This window comes from Candidatus Arsenophonus phytopathogenicus, from assembly GCF_056113345.1.
In genome coordinates this window covers 1,706,550-1,725,553 of the sequence record NZ_JBUIOB010000017.1, presented here as the reverse complement: position 1 = coordinate 1,725,553, position 19,004 = coordinate 1,706,550, and the positions used below count along the sequence as shown (strand labels likewise).

The window sequence follows — 19,004 nt, the reverse complement described above, 5'->3', positions numbered from 1 at the left end:
CAATAATAAACAAGATGCAAGCTACTATCGTGTATTAAAGTCACATCGTTATGTTAGCCTAGCGGGTTGCTGCGAGGATTATTCAGTGTTGATAAGACGTTTACCAACATTTTCTCACAACAAACGTTCTTATTTTTAGTAGAAAATTACCCAATCACTGATGAAATAAAATATGATGGCTGCAGTCAATGTCAAATTTCGGTATAGCTGGATTGCTGCTTTTAAAACCCGGTTGCCGCAATTGAGAAAAATTTAACTTCATAGCCCTTAAACCAAAATCATAGACTTTAATATAACTAACTTTATAGCAAGGAAAAATATATGCATATTAAACGGGCAACCAGCAGCGACTTTGCTCAATTAATCATAATTTGGGAAAATTCGGTACGCGCTACCCACGATTTCCTGCCAGAAAAAATGATAGCCACATTACGCCCCTTAATTTTAAATAACTATTTACCCAATATTGATGTTTACATGTCAGTGGATGAGCATAACAGTATTACCGGCTTTATGGCGACTAAAGAAAATCGGTTAGAAATGCTATTTATCTCGCCCATTTCCCGCGGTAAGGCTATTGGCAAAGCATTGCTGCAATATGCTGTGACTAACTTTGCCGTCAATGAAGTCGATGTTAATGAACAAAATAAACAAGCGATAGGTTTTTATCAACAGCATGGTTTTCGGATTTATGATCGCTCTGAATTAGATGGTGAAGGCAATCCTTTTCCGCTGTTACATATGCGACTAGTCGATACTAATATTGACAATCAGGATAATAGGGTTTCGGCTGCAGATTGATAGTAAGCTTTTTTTCATTATCGATGACTTGTTGGTAAGTTGCCTGAACAAATTGACTATCCGACCAAGCTAACGTTGCCTGTAGATAAATTTTTTGCTGAGCTTGGTAGATTTCAGGAACAGTAAAAGTAAAAGCAAGCGGCAGTAAATCCAAACGGTACTGTAATTGATTAATTAGCAATAATCGCCCATTATTTTGGGCGTAAAAGCGAATATTAACCTCTGCTGTTTTATACAGTCGCACAGGAAGCGTGACTTTACCCGTTACAACCGTTTTTAACGGATCATTGGGTTGATAATGAATACAGCCGGTCAAACAGCATATAGCAACCAATATAGCGTAATGCTTCATGACACTGTTATGTCATATTCAGATAAAGGCCGATGAACACCCTGCACTAAACGCTCCAAATGCGCTTGTTGCGATAAATCCATTTTAAAAATGCACGTTAATCCTTCTAGCTGATTCAATTTACTTAGGTTGGCCGATTCACCTAGCGTCATTTTTCTGCTATGAAAATGAATCGACGAAATAGATAGATCACTATGATATTGATATGAGTATATTTTATTGATTTCCACAATAGATTACACCTTCATTCCTTGAAATTGTCCTTTGTAAACTGCCTTTTTTACTGGTTCACACAATAATTCCTGCCAAAATTCAGCATGATCGAGTATTGACGTTAATTGATGTTCCAATTTATCTAATGTTAAATTGGAGATTGTTATTTGAGTATATAATTGGATTTTTAAGCTGGTTTCATCTAAACCAAAATGCAGATTAAATTGATACCAATAGCGATTAAAACTGGCCAACTGACGAAAAATTCCCTCACTGACTTCCGATAAATCAGCAATATCTATCGCTCGTGTGCTCACTCAGCTCAAACGTGAAGTTCAATGTCCGTCTGATGTTGAGCACCTACAGATTAAGTACCGGAATAACGTTATCGAATGCGATCATGGCAAACTGAAACGGATAATCAGCTCCACGCTGGAGTTTAAATCGATGAAGACCGCTATGCCACGATAAAAGGGATTGAAGTGATGCGGGCGCTACGTAAAAGGTCAGGCTAAGTCATTTTACTTCGGCCATCCCCTGGACGAGATGCGTCTGGTGAATAGGATTTTTGAAATGTAAGACCTTCACCAACAAATAAGGCTGCCACGTTCAGATATTTGCAACAGTGCCGTTTATTTTGGGTGGTTATGTACAAAATAACCAGCAACGTTTGCTGATAAAACGTTATTTGGATAATAACAACTTAAATCATCAATTGAATATATATTCGATTGAAGAGATTAAACAAAGCGTAAAATATACCCTACATACTATGGGTTATAATCACGTTGAAGTAAGCAATAGCGAAAAAGTCGGTTGGACAAATCTGTTTGGTGAAGTACGCTTTATTAATAATAAATCCTGGAGTAATTTAGCCACAATCCTTAAGCGTGATATTAGCGGCTTAAAAGGAATTAATAATCATGTCAAAATAAACGACGATCACCTAAAAAAATTAGTCGAATTACTAGAGCGATATGATTTAATAAATGTTCTTATTTATAATGAAAAAGAAAATAATATCATTGAATTGTATGGCTATTTAAATGAAAAACAGCGGCAACAATTTATTGAATTACAGCAAACATTCAATATTGAATTTAAGCAGAGGTATAAACTTAAATTAATCAAAGCTGATAATAATATTAAAAAAAAGAAATTCGATTAGATATTAAAGGTATTTCACTGGGACGTGCTCCCTATATTATTCTAAGAAATAACATGAAATACTCAATAAATTCAACCTTGCCAACCGGAGAAACAATTGACGCGATTGAAGATAATAAAATTATACTTAAGAAAAATAGTCAGGAAATTATCATTACCTTAAAGGAATAAATGATGTTAACCCAACTGGAAGAAAGAATCAGTGATAGCGTTGAATATGATAAAATTCAACATTATCTTTATGACCAACTAAATAACTGCCTTAAAAAGCTTAATAAACCACTATCACGTGATGAGCACCTCCAAGCCGTTCAGCAGCAAACCGCTATTTGGCAGGGATCACTATTTTAGAAAAAATTAAATGGAGTTGATATGGCCGCTATTTTTGATTCAGGCAAAAGCATTACACTTGATGAGGTTGCCCAAAACTAAAAACACAAATGGAAACAACATCAGATGATGTCAAAACCGCCATCGATGCGCTTGGCACAAGCCCTGACAACCCAGCGCTAGTTGCTGAATTACAAAATAAAATTAATAAATGGTCAGCGATGTTCAATATGCATTCAACCATTACCCGATCGATGCGTGATATGATCCAGGGTATTTTACAAAAAATCTAATCATAGCTCTGCAATTAGAAAAATTATCAATTGAGCTGGCAATTACCGCCTTAGAAAAAGCGAATTTAACGGAAGCTAATGATATTTATTGCTGGCTAACGCAATTAGATAAAAAATATCTTTAATCAGCATTACTGATAAAAATTCTTATTTTGTTGCATCAGGAGCAGTATCAAACTATTTTAGAGTTGGCACAACAATATGAATATCTAAATTTGATGCCTTTTTTTATTTTATCTGCTCATCAGCTAGGCTTAACAAAATTAAAAAATAACTTTTTGGCTAAACTCAATATAAATAAAAACCAACATGCTGATTTAATTAATTTTGCTTTAGCATTAATAGAAAATTATCAGAGCAATTAATATGAAAATTAACCATGACTATTATCCACATGATTTCAAAACGATAGTGCAATTAACTGACGATCACCACAATAATATTGTTTCCACTACAGATAATATTGCACCTAACCAACAGAAAATATTACTTGATGGATTAATCAAAAATTTAAGTCAATCAATAATCAATTTGCCACAACTGCAAGATCAAACGAATAATGAAATCAATTTCTTTGAACAAATAGAATCAGTACGCCAAAATATGAGCCGGGCAAAAACTGGATTCCAGCAAAATATGAATAGTGAAGAGTTATCACCGCAAAAATTAATGCAAGTACAGTGGTCGTTGATGAGAATTACCTTACAGGAAGAATTAATTGCTAAAACTGCCGGTAAAGTTACCCAAAAGTATGGAAACCTTATTAAAGGCACAATAACCAGATGAAAATAGTGCTGATTACCTTACCGTTGTTATTATCCATACTAATAAATGGCTGTAAAACTGATCTCTATACTGGCCTGTCGCAAAAAGAGGCTAATGAGATGTATGCATTACTCAGAAATGAAGGAGTTTCCATCCACAACGAAGTCGACAAAGAAAATACCGTCAAATTGCTGATTGATGAATCAGACATCGCCCAGACAACTGAAATATTAAAACAACATGGTTATCCAAGAGAAGTTTTCTCTTCGTTAAAAGACATTTTTTCAAAAGATAGTTTGATTTCTTCTCCTGTTGAAGAGCAAGCGCGGCTTAACTTTGTTAAAGAACAAGCGCTGGCAAAAACAATATCACAAATAGATGGTGTCCTTAATGCTCGGGTGCATGTGGTTATGCCTAATAATAATGATAAAAATAGCTTCTCTTCCGTATCTGTCTTTATAAAATATGCGCCTAATGTCCAACTAGATAACTATACTCCACAAATAAAGCGATTAATTCACAACAGCATTGCTGGGTTAGATTTTGATAGAATTAGCGTAGCATTAATACCTGGCTCGGAAATATTACCTAGCAATACATATAGTCAAGAAAAACATTTTTTGGGTATCGATATTAATGAACATACTTATAATAAATTTATTATTCTTATATCTTTACTTATTTTTTTACTTATTAGTACTAATCTACTGCAATATTTCCTTAATAAAAGAAAATCGTAATAAAATATGCTGAGACTTTTCGAATTACAATATTTCCCGGCACTTTATATTAATATTGAAAATTTACCTAATCTATGGCAAAAAACACTACAAAAATTACCTAATTGGCGCCACTCAAAAAATATAAATAAAATTATTTTTAAACATTATAAATTAAATAACAATATGATAAAAATTGAGAAAAATGAAAATATTGCCCTTTTCCCACAATATGAATTTAATCAAATTTTAGCTTTATTAGGTATAATGTTACACATCAAATCGCTTTCTCATTGCATTAATAGTAAGCAAATAGGCTTTATTATTAATGAGATTGGTAAAGAGAAATATCGCTTTTGTTTAGCCAACGCAAATTTTATTATTGGTAATTGGTCGGAAGGCTGGCAACAAAAATTACCACTTGAAATGCATATAAACTATTTTTGCCAAACCGGGCTTAATTTCTGGTTAGAGACTATCAACCAGAATAATGTCGATTTAATTAAACGCTTAAAATTACGCTTACCGAAAAAAAAGATAGAAAAAAATATTATCATAACCGATAAGTATAAACCTGTTGCAGAGATATTATGTCAAAAGATAACCAAAGAAGTAAATTTATAATGTTACCATTTACTCAAATAGATGATCAGATTGTCATTAACGATGAAATAAAAATTTTAAAAAAAACCGATTATCAATCCTATCTTAATGGCCAAGAATTTATCGATATTGCCAAACAGCATGCCAGAAAAATTGAAAATGATGCAGATAGTATTTATCAAGAGCGTTATACCGCCGGCTGGCAAGAAGGTTTGGCACAATCAGCCCAACAACGAGCAGAAATTATTCATCAAACTTTAATCAATTGCCAAATTTTTTATCAACAAGTTGAAAGCCAATTAGTTAATATTACTATAGAAGCGATGCGAAAAATTATTGAAAATTATGAGCTTGATGAACTTTTATATAAAAATATCAGCCAAAATCTTGCGCTTGTTCATTAACATAAAAAAGTTATCTTACGCATTTCACCTAAGCAAATTAATTTTTTGCAAAGTAAATTAACCTAACTACGTAAAATACAACAATAAATTGAGTATATCGACATTGTTGAAGATCCGAAATTAGAAGAGAAAGATTGTATTTTAGAAACTGAAGTCGGTATGTTAAATGCCACTATTGAGAGCCAATTAAATGCAATAAAGCAAGCCTTACTAGGAAAATAAGCATTGTTTTAATTAATACCAATAGATAAAAAATTAAATAATAGTATTTTCCTGCCCTAATTCATTTTCCTCACCCGGCAATGATAACTAGCTTTCAGATTTATAGTGAACCTTTTATAAGAAAATTCCTATTTTTTTGATTTTCTAAATAATTGAAATAAATCGATCACTAAATAGTGAATTAATTTTTTATTATAGATTTTAATAGATTAAATGACCATTTAGGCTTCAAATTGATCAATAAAATACTGATTAAAATATATTTCAGTATTTAGTTTAATAAAATGACAATAACCAAACATTGCTGGCATAAAAGCACAATTTTATCTATAGTGAAGGATTATTAAACTACATTATTAGGTTAATTTAGATAATATCCAAGTAATGATAGGAGAACGCATGATCACCTTTGATAAAAAAGTTTTATGGATGACATTTTTTATTAGTCCTCTTGCGATAGCTAATGATAACCTATTTACCGTAGTGGATGACCCTGCAACGGCAAAAAAAGATATTGAAATGTCAATCTCAGGTGGTTATCAAGTACAAACAGGAAACTCAAAGAGTTCAAACTTAACAGCAAAATCAGCACTAACACTCTATTCTTCAAACTTAGCTTATAGCTTTTGGGGAAATGCTATCAACAACTCATCCAACGATAAAAGATCATCGGAAACCTATCAGTTAGGCGCCAGAACTCGATACAATTTAACTAAATATGATTATCTATTCAGCCAAGCTATCTGGCTAACCGATAGATATAATGGCTTTGATTCTAAAGATGTATTTGCTGCTGGTTATGGCCGACAAATATTTGATGGTCCCATTCATTCACTAAAGGTTGAAGCTGGCCCAAGTGTCAGATATGAACATTTTACTAGTGGTGGCCATGAAATAACAGGTTTAGGCTACATTGGTGCAAACTATGAATGGAAAATTACTGATAATACGTCATTTAAACAAGGTATATCATTTTTTACCCGACTCAGCAATGACTCTTCCGCTATCTCAGAAACTGCCTTACAAGTTGCCATGAGTGAACGCCTGTCACTCAATTTGATCTACAACGTTAACTGGAATGATAATCCTCCGCTCTCGGCACCAAAACGGATCAGCACCAAAACATCCATCCAATTAGGTTATGCTTTCTGATAAATCGATTATTAATATTAGTTTACTAATAAACAAGTTTATTAGTAATTAATAAAATCAATAGACCTATCTAATTAGGTCTATTGAAAATATTATTAAAATTCTTGCCGGGTTGGACGAAACAGAATTTCATTAATATCAACATTTTCTGGTTGTTTTATAGCAAAAATTACCGCTCGAGCATAGGAATCTGCCGGAATGGCATAATCGTTATAAAAAGATCGCATTCTGGCAGCGATACCTGGATCAGTAATACTATCCAGCAACTCACTAGTGATTGCCCCCGGCGAAATTACTGTTGTTCTAATATGATAAGGTATCATTTCTTGCCGTAAACCTTCCGAGATCACTCTTACCGCCGTTTTGGTCGCTGAATAAACTGCACTGCCTGGCTTTACCTTATGTCCTGCGACTGACGATGTATTAATAATATGGCCACTCATCTGTTTTTTCATATAGGGAAGCGCTGCTGCTATCCCATAAAGCACGCCCTTTAAATTAATGTCGATCATCTCATTCCATTCATCAATATGACCATCTTCTAACAGTGATTGCGCCATAATACCGGCATTATTAACTATCACATCAATTCGATTATACAATGCAATTTCTCTATCAACTAATGCCTGTAGTTGCTCAGGTTTTGTAACATCGGTGGCGACAACCGCCTCTTTATCAAGATTTAATTCTTCGGCTAATAATTGCAATAATCAATACAATACGACGCGCGCCTAAAACCAGCTTGACACCATCTTTAACTAAATGGCGAGCTAGTTCTTCACCTAACCCACTACTTGCACCGACAACGACAATAACTTTATTTGCAATTCCTAGTGCCATAATCATTATCCTTTTGGCTATATACTATTCATCAGCATATTTGTCTAATAAATTGACATTTTTTAATTTTACCTGCTGAAAAAAGCTTATTGCAAGCCATCTAACTCTTACTATATCTTCAGATCGCTTATCCAACTGAGATAAATAGCGCAGATAAAAATAATCAATGTCCTTAATGAGTTAAGATGTTTACTGTTCAATAACCATATTTCCCTCTACTCACAGCGAAGAAAATTTTGTCATCAAAGCTAATCTTACTAGCTAGATAAAAGATAGCCGCTAATGAACAATAGATAATTTTAACTATAGTCAAAAATAGGCCAAGGATCTTTGATACAGAGAATAAAAACACTAATCCATTATTGCAACCATTTGAGCTATTTTTAGCCTAAAAGAGTATTCTATCGAACGTATAAAATAAGATTAATATTTTATTTTTCACAAAAACAAAAACCTTATTATTTTTAATTATATAAAAAAAATTAATTAAAAAAGTTGATATTGTTTTCACAGCAATAACAGATAAATTTTTAATATTAAGATAAGTTATTTTGTTAAACACAATAATAATCTTATAAATAACTTAATTGAATCTATAATGCTATTAATTATGATCAATAAAATAACAAATATTGTATTTTAATAATATTGTAAATAATTATTTTATTTTCCTCCCACTAAAGATGTTAATAAATACTTTACCCATTGTGCAACTATTTTTTATTTTGTGATCCTTATCACTACCCCTACTGTATAAGCGATGATTCTGTGACTAAATAAAAAAATCATCACAATATTATTACTTTCGATATTTTATAAATCGAAAGTAATATAAACCCATTATTCTATAAAAATGAACTTTAATCATGATCACAGTTTCGTTTACTTTCTTTTATTCTAATTATTAATGCGTTGTTTGTGCAATTAACTTTAGTTTCTATTGTTTACCACCACGATTTAATAACGTAACAGGAGTTAAAATGAGTACTGATACAATAAAACGCCGAGAAACTATTATCGACATGCTATACAATGATGGTAGTGTAAAAGTTACCACTCTTAGCCGGCATTTTAATATCTCTCTGGTTACCATTCGTAATGATTTACGTTATTTAGAAAAAAAGGCTGTGCATTACGCTCGTATGGTGGCGCAATGGCAAATAAAAGCGAACAACGCATGGCACAAGCCCTTGCCACCAGCCAGGTAGAAAGTGATGACTATATTAATACCACGCCGGGTAAAGCACTAAACTCCTATGATATTAATGTCATGGCGCTACGTTCGCTCCTTTTGCAAGCTTCTTTTAACTATGAACGTATGCAAGCTCGTGGATGGTTATATACGCTTATTCCCGCTTTGCGTAAAATTCATAACAATCCACAAGATCTCGCCAATTCCATGAAAATGCATATGGAATTTATTAATGTTCACCCTTTTGATGTCACTTTTTTATCCGGCCTGGTATTAGCTATGGAGCGCGGTAAAGAAAAAATTTCTACTATCCGCGCGCCTTGATGGGGCTATTAGGCGGGATTGGTGATGCCTTATTTTGGCTCACTCTATTACCAATATGTGCCGGTATCGGTGCTTCACTTGCCTTGCAGGGTAGTATTTTTGGCCCGATCGTTTTCTTGCTGTTATTTAATATTGTTCATTTTGCCTTACGATTTGGTCTAGCCCATGACGGTTATCAAGCAGGAACTAAGGCGATTGCGATACTAAAAACTCACACCAGAAACATTTCTCATGCTGCCTCTATTGTCGGTATGACGGTAATCGGGGCACTGGTAGCTTCATATGTTCATCTCTCTACGCCGTTAATACTAAAGGCCGGTGAGGCCAAGGTGGCATTACAAACCGATGTGTTGGATAAATTAATGCCCAATTTATTACCGCTGGCTTTCACACTAATCGTTTATGGTTTTTTAAAACGGGGGGTTTCCAGCCGTAAAAATGATCGGAATTACCATCCTATTTGGGCTGGCAGGTAAATTAGCTGGATTCTTATAAGGAGTAAATATGTTAGGCATTGTCATTACTGGCCATGGAAGTTTTGCTAGTGTTTTAATGCAAGCAATGGAGCAAATTGTTGATAAACAAGAGCAGTGTACTGCCATTGATTTTACTGAAGGCATGACAACAGAAGATTTACATCAAGCATTAAATCAAGCCAGTAAAATTTGTGATATCGGTGACGACTTAGTATTTCTTACTGATTTACTTGGCGGCACACCATTTTCACAAACCTCGCAGTTAACATTGGCACATCCACAATGGCAAGTCCTAACGGGAACGAATATGCAAATCGCGGTCGAAATGATGTTAGAACGACAAGCGATCGATGCAGAAAATTTCGTGATATGGCGCTGGATTGTGGCCACCAAGGATTAACCCGTTTATGGCATCAGCAACAGCAACAGCAACAGCAACAGCAACAGCAACAGCAACAGCAGAATAAACGATCTCATAATAGTGATGGTATTTAAGGAGTTACCATGTATTTAATATCTACCCGCGAAATGCTAAAAAATGCCCAACGAGGGCAATATGCGATACCCGCGTTTAATGTTCACAATTTAGAAACTATCCAAGTCGTTGTGGAAACTGCGGCCAAAATGGCTTCACCGGTCATTCTGGCTGGTACACCGAGTACCTTTACCTACGCTGGCCTTGAATACATGGTATCTATTTGTACCCAAGCCACTTCATTGAATAAATTACCCCTTGCTCTCCATCTAGATCATCATGAAGGATTGAGCGATATCTGCAATAAAGTCAAAGCCGGTATTCGCTCGGTAATGATCGATGCCTCCCATCTACCATTTGCAGAAAACATCGAGATCGTGGCTAATGTTGTGCAATTTTGCCAACGTTACGATGTGAGTGTCGAAGCTGAATTAGGTCGCCTGGGGGGCAAGAAGATGAATTAGTTGTTGATAGTAAAGAGAGTTTTTATACCGATCCGATTGCTGCTAAAAAATATGTTGCGCAAACTGGTATAGATTCGCTAGCAGTTGCCATTGACTCTGCTCACGGACTCTACCATGATGAACCTCATCTTGACTTTGAACGCCTGGCGGAGATCCAGCAGCAGGTAGATATTCCATTAGTTTTACATGGCGCATCAGGCATATCTGAAGAGATGATACGCCAAGTAAGACATTTCTACCCTGATTATCTAGCAGACTAAAGAATTTATTATTAATGGGAAATAGTGATTTTATATTAGTAGCAACTAATTGTGCCTGACTACCCGATAAACCATTATCCTTCTGAAAATACAGATAATGTTCTTGCTGGTTATAAAAATAATAGCCTCCAATTTATTGTATGAAACATTAAGGAAAACTAAATTGTCTGGTAAATAAAATAATTTATTATGATCAATTTTAAGATCCTCTAATTTGGCCGGAAAATGGTCAGGTAGTGCGAACAGTTGATTTTTACTCACATTAAGGGTGGTCAAATCGTTAGGCAGATTATTGGGCAATGCCGTTAATTGATTATCACTGACATCTAATTTTATTATCCATTCTGGTAAATTAGGCAACGAAGTTAAATTTAGTCCAGATAAATTAAGAGATGAATTTTCTTCAGCAATACAGGTAAAAACTCTATTTAGTGCAGTCTATCTCCTTTCCGATGGATCGATATTTGGTTGTGATACCCAATCATACCATCCAGCGATTAGAGCCATTAAAGCAGGTGATAAAGCCATAGTGTCGCCATCCTAATACAAGACAATTGTTAAAAAAAATTCATTAATTTACTTAAATTTAATAAATCATTCATTTTATTAATAATTTAGAAATGTTAACTGCATCAAATATTGCATAAAATCATTACTAGAAAATGGAAAGCATTGGCAAATAACTGAATAAAAGCCGATCAAATAATCAGCCTTCCGCTTGATCGAGATAGGTAATGATAAATAGTGGCTTGCTTGCCAGTGATTCAAGCTCTGGAGCATCAGAATATTGCGCCAATAAGGGCATAAAAACTGACTGACCAATAATGCTGCGACTCTGCGGCGCTGCTGGTCTTAATCCCCACACATTATGGTAGATTATCGGCACAGTACGACCCTGCCATTCTGCATTACCGACATACAGCATAATATGCCCTTTTATATAGACTAATGTTTTAAATGGTTGGCCATATTTGATCAAATAAGCAAGCCGTTCATCAGTTGAATAATGGCTTAAATCAATTCGCTTACCACTTAACGATTGAGGTAGTGAATTTCTGGGTAGAAAAATACCAAAAGGCAGCATAAGATTTCTTACTTCCGCAGAGCAGTCATTAAAACCATAAAGACTTGCCCAGCCATAATCTTTACCTTGCATATATTGAATGATATGCGCCATATTTTCTGCTGTTGGTGAAATAGGTGTCTGACGCATCATCTGTTCAGAATGTGGCGCATAACGAATAACAGCATAGCCCTTATCATCGTAGGCCGGTAATGCGATGGTTGTTTTACCGTTAATCGATTTTAATGGCAATAATGTACCGGTACGGGCGGTAAATCTAAATACGCCCTGTTTATCAGTGAAACTGGCATTATCATTAATAACTGCCCCAAGCTTTTTTTTCGCCATGGTTGTCCATTGTTGGACAAAATGATCATTCACTTTGGCAATATGTGAACTATCTACCCAGCCCATTTCAGTAGGCGATATTATAAAACTCCAGGATCTATCAGCGGTTACTGCCACAATGTAAACCGCTTCAGCAGGATGCAGAGTGGTATTTTGTAACATATCAAAAGGATAACCTTGACCTGCCTCACGCGGATCTTCAAAAGCAGGATAAGCAGTTGGTAGGAATCTTACCGCGGTTTCACGTAAAGTGATCCCCCGGGCAGTAGGCGTGTATCGATCGGCGATTGACACGGATACCCGATGTTGCATTTTTGCTTTCCAGCTAGCATCTAATAAACGAAAATTTTCGCCATAGTGACTGACTTTAGCCGCAGTAAATTTTTCAGCAAAATGTGATAAATTTCTTTTCGCACCTTCTGCATCCTGCAAAACTGACTGAATATAATCACCATTCCAGGGAGATTGCTCACCAAAATAGTGTGCTAACAGGGTATTAAAAGTTTTTTTTTGTTGTAGTTCAGTTAAAAAGGGTTGTCGGTAACCAGGCTCATTAGGTGGGATCCAGCGAGCGCTATTTTGTGGATAATTAGCAATCGGAAAAAGTTTTTTCGTTTGGTCAATAACGTTAATATCTTGCTTATCATTAAATAATGATAATGAATGAGGTGTTTTATTGCTACAACCAATCAGTAATAACAGAATGCTAAAGCCAATAATTTGTTTCATCAACGCCAGCTCCTCTAGATTTACTACTTTTCACTATATCCATATCATGCGAACTATTTAATTTTAAAATATTAAGCTTAATTAAAATCTTAATTTATATTACACCATTTACTATTAATAATAGCAACATATAAGCCATTAATTTTTAACATTTAGCTGCTGACTGATAAGCAATAATATATTAATTATGGTTAATCTGTTATCAATAATAATTTGTATCTTTATTATTAATCATAAAAAAATAGCAAAATTAACTGATTCTTAATACCCTATTATTGATAAGGATAAAAATAAATATTTATCTATTTTTATAACTTAATATTGAACATAGAAATAATTTATTAATTTCAGACTAAATTATCATCATATTATAATAGACTTTAATTCTACTATTTGATATTCAGAAAGTTGATACAATGGATAAAATAAAAAACCAATAGATAAAGTAGCACCTGAAAGTTGAATAGCAATATTTCTCACTCTTATTAAATAAAATTATTTTATACTTTAACCTCTTTTATTTAATAAATAAATATAATTAGAAAAAATTTTAACAAATTAATTACCTTTATCTGGTTATTGTTTGAACAATCATCCACAAAAAATAAATGAAATATTATGTCAATGACAGGAGATTAATATGGCTCTTTACACAAAATATAGGTTATTAATATTATCAATAACTTCTATACTGCAACTCTTCTTTTTCGCAACCGCTATCGCTTCATTAGAGCAACAACAAAAATATTATTGTACCGGAACCATCAAAGATAAAGAAAATAAAGATATGGGCGAGTGGGATAAATTTTTCTACTTTAATACTAGTAATCTAGAAGATGCAATGAAAAAAGCAAAAAAGCAAATGATGTAGAAATCGGAGTTGATAATTGTAAGATTGCAAATTAAATTAAAAACATCAACTTTTAATTTCCTCCATGCCAACAGTGGCAAGGAGGTATTTGTCTCTCGATACTAATTAACTGGTTTATTCTATTTTAAGCGAAAATCTTAGTCACTATTTTATCGATTCAGTTTGCCACTATCAGGCACTAATGACATAACCAGGGTTTCAAAAGGCGATAACGTCACTAATGCCGATTGATTAATGTTAGCCAGTTTTTTACTACCCGCTTGGCTAATATAATTCAGGCTAACTTGATAACTTTGTGACGTGCCAGCGGGTAATTCTAAATCACGCTGTAAATACAAATAATAAACCTGGGGTTTATCCGATGGATTTCTTAAGCTGATAATCGATTTATTTCTACCCCAGGCAGCCCAACCATAGATCGCTAATTTGGTTGGATCACTACCTATCCAAAACTATCAAATAAAATAGCTTGATTTTCATACGCTCAATTTGCCGCATTGACTAGCAAGGTATTTGGCTTGTTTAGCATAAATAATACCATGCAGCATCAACGAATTAAGCGGAAATAAGGGTCCTTTCATAACAATTGAACGATAAGTTTCTTCATCGCGATAAGTAAGGCATTGTTGTACTTTAGTGCCCGGCCATAATAGTTAACATCATCACCCCCACGCCAAATCGAATCAGCGTAAAAAAGCCAGGATGGGCTCGCTTGAGTACCTGTGGTCAGGTTAATATAAAAATTATTATTTGCTTTTCGCATATCACTGATCATATGGATTGCCGCATCAAAGTCACTAGTAAAGCGGCTACCAGCAATCACCTTATCGGCATTGCCAGTACCATCCAATTTAAACATAGTAATATTTTGTTGTTCGATTAACTGTAAAATACGTTGATGAGAATTGGCATAATAATTGGCACATGATAGGGCCAATTTACCATCCATTATTTCATAACCAAATTCTGCGGCATGGGAAACGCGAATATCGCGTGGTTTATTATTATATCCTCCCCTGAGTGATAACCAAATACCTAATGCCTCATGATATTTTTCGGCTGCTATTTTTAATTTATTAAACTCATTGGGGAAATTAGCACCAAATCCCCAGTTACCGGTTAAATTATCCCAACCATCATCAAATAAATAGCCATTTAATTTGACACCGCGCTTTTTGACCAACTGTTCGCCATACTGTTTAATACGTAATAATGCTTGCTTTTCGGTATAAGGATTTAAAAAACCAATATCAAGCCAAGAATTATAGTGTAAATAGGGATGATAAGGACGAGCACGAACAAAATTTAAAAACTGATTGACATTACGCCGTAATTGGCCAGCTGCATAAATGCCGATATAAGTTTTGTAACTAAGTGTATGGTCTTGCTGTAAAGGAATGGCCTGGGCTATTTTTTGTGTTACTCCCCCTTCATAAGCTATCGTATTGGTTAACGGATTTTCTGGAATGACAAAAAATGAATCACTAATAATTGGAGAACTGACAACCGAACCATAAACAAAAGGCACCTGCGTCTTAAAAGGCATTAATGGCACCATACTCATGTTTAGGGGATTATTTTCAGCGCTGATTTGGATTTCATAACGACCAAAATTGGCCCGGTCACATAAAGACAGTATGGTTGTGATTCTGATAGTATCTCTAATATAATTTATTGTGATGGTATTTTTATCCCGCTTAATATCTTGCAGGTTAAAATCTTTTTCGGTTAATTTTTTCCTGAATTAAAATTAATTTCAAATAAATTATCAGTTTTAATTGCATCATTATTTTTGTTATTTTTAAACCAAAGTAATATACCTTTCTTATTATCGGATAACAGAATATTTATATTTTACCCGTCAGTTGATACTCTTTTGTCTGTAAAGATTTTACTAAACATAATGACATAAATATACTCAATATAATAACGCTCAATGCTCTCATGCAATAAACTCCTATTGACTGCTTAATTATTTTATTTTGCAAAAATCAAGTCCTAAAGCATGTAACATGGCTTATTACAGCAAAAACCATATCAAGAAAGTGTGAACTGGTTGGCAGTTGTTGGTTTATATGACTAACAGTAAGCAACTAAAGCATCATTTAGTTATATAAAAACAGATAAAAGGTGAATTTCTTAACCAAAAATTCTATTATTAAAATATTTAACAAATGCTTCAATATTTTCTCCAGCTTAAAACTTAATTTATAATATTCAATTTCTTCATAAAATTTCTCTATTTATTTACGACTAGATAACACTGTTGTTTAGTAGAAGTTTTTATACTAAATAACAGTTGCTAAATTTTATTTACCATATTTTCTGCTATATATTTTATTGGTTGAAATATTATCTTATTGCAATATTTTATATAAAAAAGTTTTACTTTAACTAACTATTTATATTAGTTAATACCACAATGAAAAATTATCCAATATTATATTAATATCTAATAAAATAAATTTTTATATCAATCTAAGTCAATGTAAAATTACTTTAAGTAAAATATAGTGGGTGTTTTTATCGATTATAAGCGGCCATAAACCTTCTCGGCGTCTATCGCAAACAAATTTGACCAAAAAAATAAAAAGACTATTATATATCTCTCGCTTGCTGTTATTATTAGCCCTATTACCGATTACTATAAAAATTTGCAACCATGGATAAATTTACCCGTCCTAAACTAACGCTGCCTAATGGCACAAATAAATTATTACTGCATTCTTGTTGCGCTCCTTGCTCAGGTGAAGTAATGGAGGCACTAAGTGCTTCAGGTATTGATTATACTATTTTTTTCTATAATCCAAATATTCACCCACAACGAGAATATGAGATCCGCAAAAACGAAAATATTCGTTTTGCCGAGCAGCATAATGTGCCGTTTGTTGATGCTGATTATGATAGTGATAACTGGTTTGCACGTGCCAAGGGGATGGAGCAAGAACCTGAGCGTGGAATTCGTTGCACTATGTGTTTTGATATGCGATTTGAGCGTACCGCTCTTTATGCTGCCGAGCATGATTTTAGCATTATCTCCAGTTCATTAGGTATTTCTCGCTGGAAGAATATGCAACAGATCAATGATTGCGGTAAGCGTGCCGCCAGCCATTACGATGGCCTAACTTATTGGGACTATAACTGGCGTAAACAAGGTGGTTCCGCAAGAATGGTGGAAATTAGTAAGCGCGAACAATTTTATCAACAAGAATACTGCGGTTGTATCTATTCTCTGCGTGATACCAATAAACATCGGCGCTCACAAGGGCGGGAGATTATCCGCATCGGCGTTAAATATTATACTGACGACAAACAGCCCTAATTAGGCAAGCGTTAAATACTATATTGGCGACAAATAATAGATCGAACAAAAAATAGCAATGCCAGGCTTCAGCCAAGCACTATTTATCCAATTTGCTAAACTATTTACCAGGCCGTAATGCTGGAAACAGAATAACATCACGAATTGTATGACTATTGGTTAATAGCATGATCATCCGATCAATACCAATACCTAAACCAGCCGTTGGTGGCAATCCATGCTCCAGTGCAGTGATATAATCCTCATCATAAAACATGGCATCATCACCCTCATCTTTGTGACGAACCTGCTCAGCAAAGCGTTCAGCTTGATCTTCTGCATCATTAAGCTCAGAAAAACCATTACCAATTTCACGACCACCAATAAAGAATTCAAATCGATCGGTAATAAATGGATTATTATCATTACGACGAGCCAACGGAGAAACTTCTGCCGGATATTCAGTAATAAATGTCGGTTGGATCAAATGGCTTTCCGCCACTGCCTCAAAAATCTCACACTGCAGACGGCCTAATCCCCAGCCTTTTTCTACCTCAATATTGAGTGATTTTGCGATGATTGTCGCTTTAGCCAGATCATCCAAATCAGCCGGATCAGTTTCGGCCCGATATTTGACTATCGCTTCTTTCATCGTCATTTTGCTAAAAGGCTGCCCGAAATCAAATGAATGCTCACCATATGTTACCTGGGTTGTGCCTAATACTTCTTGCGTTACCGTTTTAAATAACTCTTCGGTTAACACAATAAGATCTTTATAATCAGCATAAGCCATATACAGTTCCATCATGGTAAACTCTGGATTATGCCGCGGCGAAATGCCTTCATTACGAAAATTACGATTAATTTCAAAAACTCGCTCGAATCCGCCAACAACTAAACGTTTCAAATAAAGTTCTGGCGCAATACGCAGATACATATCAATATCTAACGCATTATGATGAGTAATAAATGGACGTGCCGCTGCACCACCCGGTATAACCTGCATCATGGGTGTTTCGACTTCCATGAAATCTTTACTAACCATGAAGTTACGTAAAGCCGACAACACACGTGAACGCGTAATAAAAGTCTGGCGCGATTGTTCATTAGCAATAAGATCGAGGTAACGTTGGCGATAACGCGTTTCCTGATCTGCCAGCCCATGGAATTTATCTGGCAGAGGTCGTAATGCTTTGGTTAATAAATAGACTTCATGCGCATGGATGGTTAACTCACCTGTTTGGGTCTTAAATAATTTACCCTTAACACCAAGAATATCGCCCAGATCCCATTTCTTAAACTGTTCGTTATAAATACCTTCTGGTAAGTCATCGCGAGAAACATAAATCTGAATCCGACCGCTCATATCTTGTAAAGTAGCAAAAGAGGCTTTACCCATGATACGGCGTGTGATCATTCGGCCGGCAACAGAGACGTCAATATTCAGTGCAGTAAGTTCTTCCGCATGGTTCTCATCATATTTACCATGCAAATCGCCAGATAAATACTCACGGCGAAAATCATTAGGAAAAGCAATGCCATTACCACGCAATCCGGCCAGTTTTTCACGCCGAGTTTTTAATTCATTATTTAAATCAAGGGACCGCTCAGTACCCTGTTGTTGTTGAGACATCTTTTCT

The 19,004-nt window shown here is 34.7% G+C and carries 24 protein-coding genes and 4 pseudogenes; 19 read left to right on the top strand and 9 right to left on the bottom strand.

Annotated features, from left to right (window positions below; all coding sequences use genetic code 11):
• Positions 1–321 precede the first annotated feature (321 nt).
• On the top strand, positions 322–801 hold the full coding sequence (locus tag AC01GB_RS12790) for a GNAT family N-acetyltransferase (protein WP_474452112.1): 480 nt from the start codon (positions 322–324) through the stop codon (positions 799–801).
• Here AC01GB_RS12790 and AC01GB_RS12785 read toward each other — a convergent pair.
• The 3 genes from AC01GB_RS12785 to AC01GB_RS12775 all read right to left on the bottom strand — a co-directional run bounded on the left by AC01GB_RS12785 (position 758) and on the right by AC01GB_RS12775 (position 1,683).
• Positions 758–1,153 (bottom strand): YscW family type III secretion system pilotin, encoded by a 396-nt coding sequence (locus AC01GB_RS12785; protein WP_474452110.1) that lies wholly within the window; start codon positions 1,151–1,153, stop codon positions 758–760. The genes AC01GB_RS12790 and AC01GB_RS12785 overlap by 44 nt on opposite strands.
• Positions 1,150–1,305 carry a hypothetical protein gene (locus tag AC01GB_RS12780; RefSeq protein ID WP_474452109.1) on the bottom strand — a complete coding sequence of 52 codons (156 nt, stop codon included), beginning with the start codon at positions 1,303–1,305 and terminating at the stop codon, positions 1,150–1,152. The genes AC01GB_RS12785 and AC01GB_RS12780 overlap by 4 nt, the downstream gene beginning before the upstream one ends.
• 84 nt (positions 1,306–1,389) lie before the next feature.
• Positions 1,390–1,683 carry a CesT family type III secretion system chaperone gene (locus AC01GB_RS12775; protein ID WP_474452108.1) on the bottom strand — a complete coding sequence of 98 codons (294 nt, stop codon included), beginning with the start codon at positions 1,681–1,683 and terminating at the stop codon, positions 1,390–1,392.
• Here AC01GB_RS12775 and AC01GB_RS12770 point away from each other — a divergent pair.
• The 11 genes and pseudogenes from AC01GB_RS12770 to AC01GB_RS12720 form a co-directional block, all read left to right on the top strand.
• Positions 1,679–1,945 (top strand): annotated as a pseudogene (locus AC01GB_RS12770) (DDE-type integrase/transposase/recombinase); the annotation flags it as partial. The gene AC01GB_RS12775 and the pseudogene AC01GB_RS12770 sit on opposite strands and share 5 nt — an antisense overlap.
• 46 nt (positions 1,946–1,991) lie before the next feature.
• The gene (locus AC01GB_RS12765) at positions 1,992–2,534 is read left to right on the top strand and encodes an EscD/YscD/HrpQ family type III secretion system periplasmic domain-containing protein (RefSeq protein WP_474452107.1); all 543 of its coding nucleotides are present in this window, start codon (positions 1,992–1,994) and stop codon (positions 2,532–2,534) included.
• Positions 2,535–2,587: 53 nt separating this feature from the next.
• A complete protein-coding gene (locus AC01GB_RS12760) occupies positions 2,588–2,704 on the top strand; it encodes a hypothetical protein (RefSeq protein WP_474452106.1) in 117 nt (38 codons plus the stop codon).
• A gap of 3 nt (positions 2,705–2,707) precedes the next feature.
• Positions 2,708–2,884 carry an EscE/YscE/SsaE family type III secretion system needle protein co-chaperone gene (locus tag AC01GB_RS12755; RefSeq protein ID WP_474452105.1) on the top strand — a complete coding sequence of 59 codons (177 nt, stop codon included), beginning with the start codon at positions 2,708–2,710 and terminating at the stop codon, positions 2,882–2,884.
• A gap of 89 nt (positions 2,885–2,973) precedes the next feature.
• Positions 2,974–3,156 carry a type III secretion system needle filament subunit SctF gene (gene sctF / locus AC01GB_RS12750; protein WP_474452104.1) on the top strand — a complete coding sequence of 61 codons (183 nt, stop codon included), beginning with the start codon at positions 2,974–2,976 and terminating at the stop codon, positions 3,154–3,156.
• 366 nt (positions 3,157–3,522) lie between these two features.
• Positions 3,523–3,942, top strand: coding sequence for a type III secretion system inner rod subunit SctI (gene sctI, locus AC01GB_RS12745; RefSeq protein ID WP_474452103.1), 420 nt, complete (start codon positions 3,523–3,525; stop codon positions 3,940–3,942).
• Complete coding sequence (gene sctJ, locus AC01GB_RS12740) at positions 3,939–4,661, top strand: type III secretion system inner membrane ring lipoprotein SctJ (RefSeq protein WP_474452102.1); 723 nt, start codon at positions 3,939–3,941, stop codon at positions 4,659–4,661. Before sctI ends, sctJ begins: the two co-directional genes overlap by 4 nt.
• Positions 4,662–4,667: 6 nt before the next feature.
• Entirely contained in the window at positions 4,668–5,264 is a 597-nt protein-coding gene (locus tag AC01GB_RS12735) for a SctK family type III secretion system sorting platform protein (protein WP_474452101.1), read from the top strand.
• A complete protein-coding gene (locus AC01GB_RS12730) occupies positions 5,264–5,647 on the top strand; it encodes a hypothetical protein (RefSeq protein WP_474452100.1) in 384 nt (127 codons plus the stop codon). The genes AC01GB_RS12735 and AC01GB_RS12730 overlap by 1 nt, the downstream gene beginning before the upstream one ends.
• 87 nt (positions 5,648–5,734) lie before the next feature.
• Positions 5,735–5,869 (top strand): FliH/SctL family protein, encoded by a 135-nt coding sequence (locus AC01GB_RS12725; RefSeq protein WP_474452405.1) that lies wholly within the window; start codon positions 5,735–5,737, stop codon positions 5,867–5,869.
• Positions 5,870–6,268: 399 nt separating this feature from the next.
• On the top strand, positions 6,269–7,021 hold the full coding sequence (locus AC01GB_RS12720) for a DUF481 domain-containing protein (RefSeq protein WP_474452099.1): 753 nt from the start codon (positions 6,269–6,271) through the stop codon (positions 7,019–7,021).
• Between the two features lie 95 nt (positions 7,022–7,116).
• Here the strand turns inward: AC01GB_RS12720 and AC01GB_RS12715 are convergent, their stop codons facing one another.
• Positions 7,117–7,728: an SDR family oxidoreductase gene (locus AC01GB_RS12715; RefSeq protein ID WP_474452098.1), complete on the bottom strand. Its 612-nt coding sequence runs from the start codon at positions 7,726–7,728 to the stop codon at positions 7,117–7,119.
• A complete protein-coding gene (locus AC01GB_RS12710) occupies positions 7,697–7,861 on the bottom strand; it encodes an SDR family NAD(P)-dependent oxidoreductase (RefSeq protein ID WP_474452097.1) in 165 nt (54 codons plus the stop codon). Before AC01GB_RS12710 ends, AC01GB_RS12715 begins: the two co-directional genes overlap by 32 nt.
• Positions 7,862–8,841: 980 nt before the next feature.
• Between AC01GB_RS12710 and AC01GB_RS12705 the strand changes: the two are divergent.
• From AC01GB_RS12705 to AC01GB_RS12685, 5 genes and pseudogenes are all read left to right on the top strand, one after another.
• Positions 8,842–9,026 (top strand): annotated as a pseudogene (locus AC01GB_RS12705) (DeoR family transcriptional regulator); the annotation flags it as partial.
• Positions 9,015–9,872: pseudogene (locus AC01GB_RS12700) on the top strand (PTS system mannose/fructose/sorbose family transporter subunit IID). The pseudogenes AC01GB_RS12705 and AC01GB_RS12700, both read left to right, overlap by 12 nt.
• Positions 9,873–9,881: 9 nt before the next feature.
• Complete coding sequence (agaF, locus tag AC01GB_RS12695) at positions 9,882–10,253, top strand: PTS galactosamine/N-acetylgalactosamine transporter subunit IIA (RefSeq protein WP_474452096.1); 372 nt, start codon at positions 9,882–9,884, stop codon at positions 10,251–10,253.
• A complete protein-coding gene (locus AC01GB_RS12690) occupies positions 10,223–10,348 on the top strand; it encodes a hypothetical protein (RefSeq protein ID WP_474452095.1) in 126 nt (41 codons plus the stop codon). The genes agaF and AC01GB_RS12690 overlap by 31 nt, the downstream gene beginning before the upstream one ends.
• 9 nt (positions 10,349–10,357) lie before the next feature.
• Positions 10,358–11,016: pseudogene (locus tag AC01GB_RS12685) on the top strand (ketose-bisphosphate aldolase); the annotation flags it as partial.
• A 742-nt stretch (positions 11,017–11,758) separates the two neighbouring features.
• Here AC01GB_RS12685 and AC01GB_RS12680 read toward each other — a convergent pair.
• On the bottom strand, positions 11,759–13,192 hold the full coding sequence (locus AC01GB_RS12680) for an SH3 domain-containing protein (RefSeq protein WP_474452404.1): 1,434 nt from the start codon (positions 13,190–13,192) through the stop codon (positions 11,759–11,761).
• 640 nt (positions 13,193–13,832) lie between these two features.
• Here AC01GB_RS12680 and AC01GB_RS12675 point away from each other — a divergent pair.
• Entirely contained in the window at positions 13,833–14,063 is a 231-nt protein-coding gene (locus tag AC01GB_RS12675; RefSeq protein WP_474452094.1) for a hypothetical protein, read from the top strand.
• A gap of 149 nt (positions 14,064–14,212) precedes the next feature.
• Here AC01GB_RS12675 and AC01GB_RS12670 read toward each other — a convergent pair whose 3' ends face one another.
• Together AC01GB_RS12670 and AC01GB_RS12665 are read right to left on the bottom strand one after the other, a co-directional pair.
• Positions 14,213–14,401, bottom strand: coding sequence for a hypothetical protein (locus AC01GB_RS12670; protein WP_474452093.1), 189 nt, complete (start codon positions 14,399–14,401; stop codon positions 14,213–14,215).
• A gap of 239 nt (positions 14,402–14,640) precedes the next feature.
• Positions 14,641–15,609 (bottom strand): hypothetical protein, encoded by a 969-nt coding sequence (locus tag AC01GB_RS12665; protein WP_474452092.1) that lies wholly within the window; start codon positions 15,607–15,609, stop codon positions 14,641–14,643.
• Positions 15,610–16,725: 1,116 nt separating this feature from the next.
• On the opposite strand from AC01GB_RS12665, the gene AC01GB_RS12660 reads away from it, so the two are divergent.
• Complete coding sequence (locus AC01GB_RS12660) at positions 16,726–17,385, top strand: epoxyqueuosine reductase QueH (protein WP_474452091.1); 660 nt, start codon at positions 16,726–16,728, stop codon at positions 17,383–17,385.
• A gap of 100 nt (positions 17,386–17,485) precedes the next feature.
• On the opposite strand, the gene lysS is transcribed toward AC01GB_RS12660, so the two are convergent.
• Complete coding sequence (gene lysS / locus AC01GB_RS12655; RefSeq protein ID WP_474452090.1) at positions 17,486–18,997, bottom strand: lysine--tRNA ligase; 1,512 nt, start codon at positions 18,995–18,997, stop codon at positions 17,486–17,488.
• Positions 18,998–19,004: the final 7 nt, after the last annotated feature.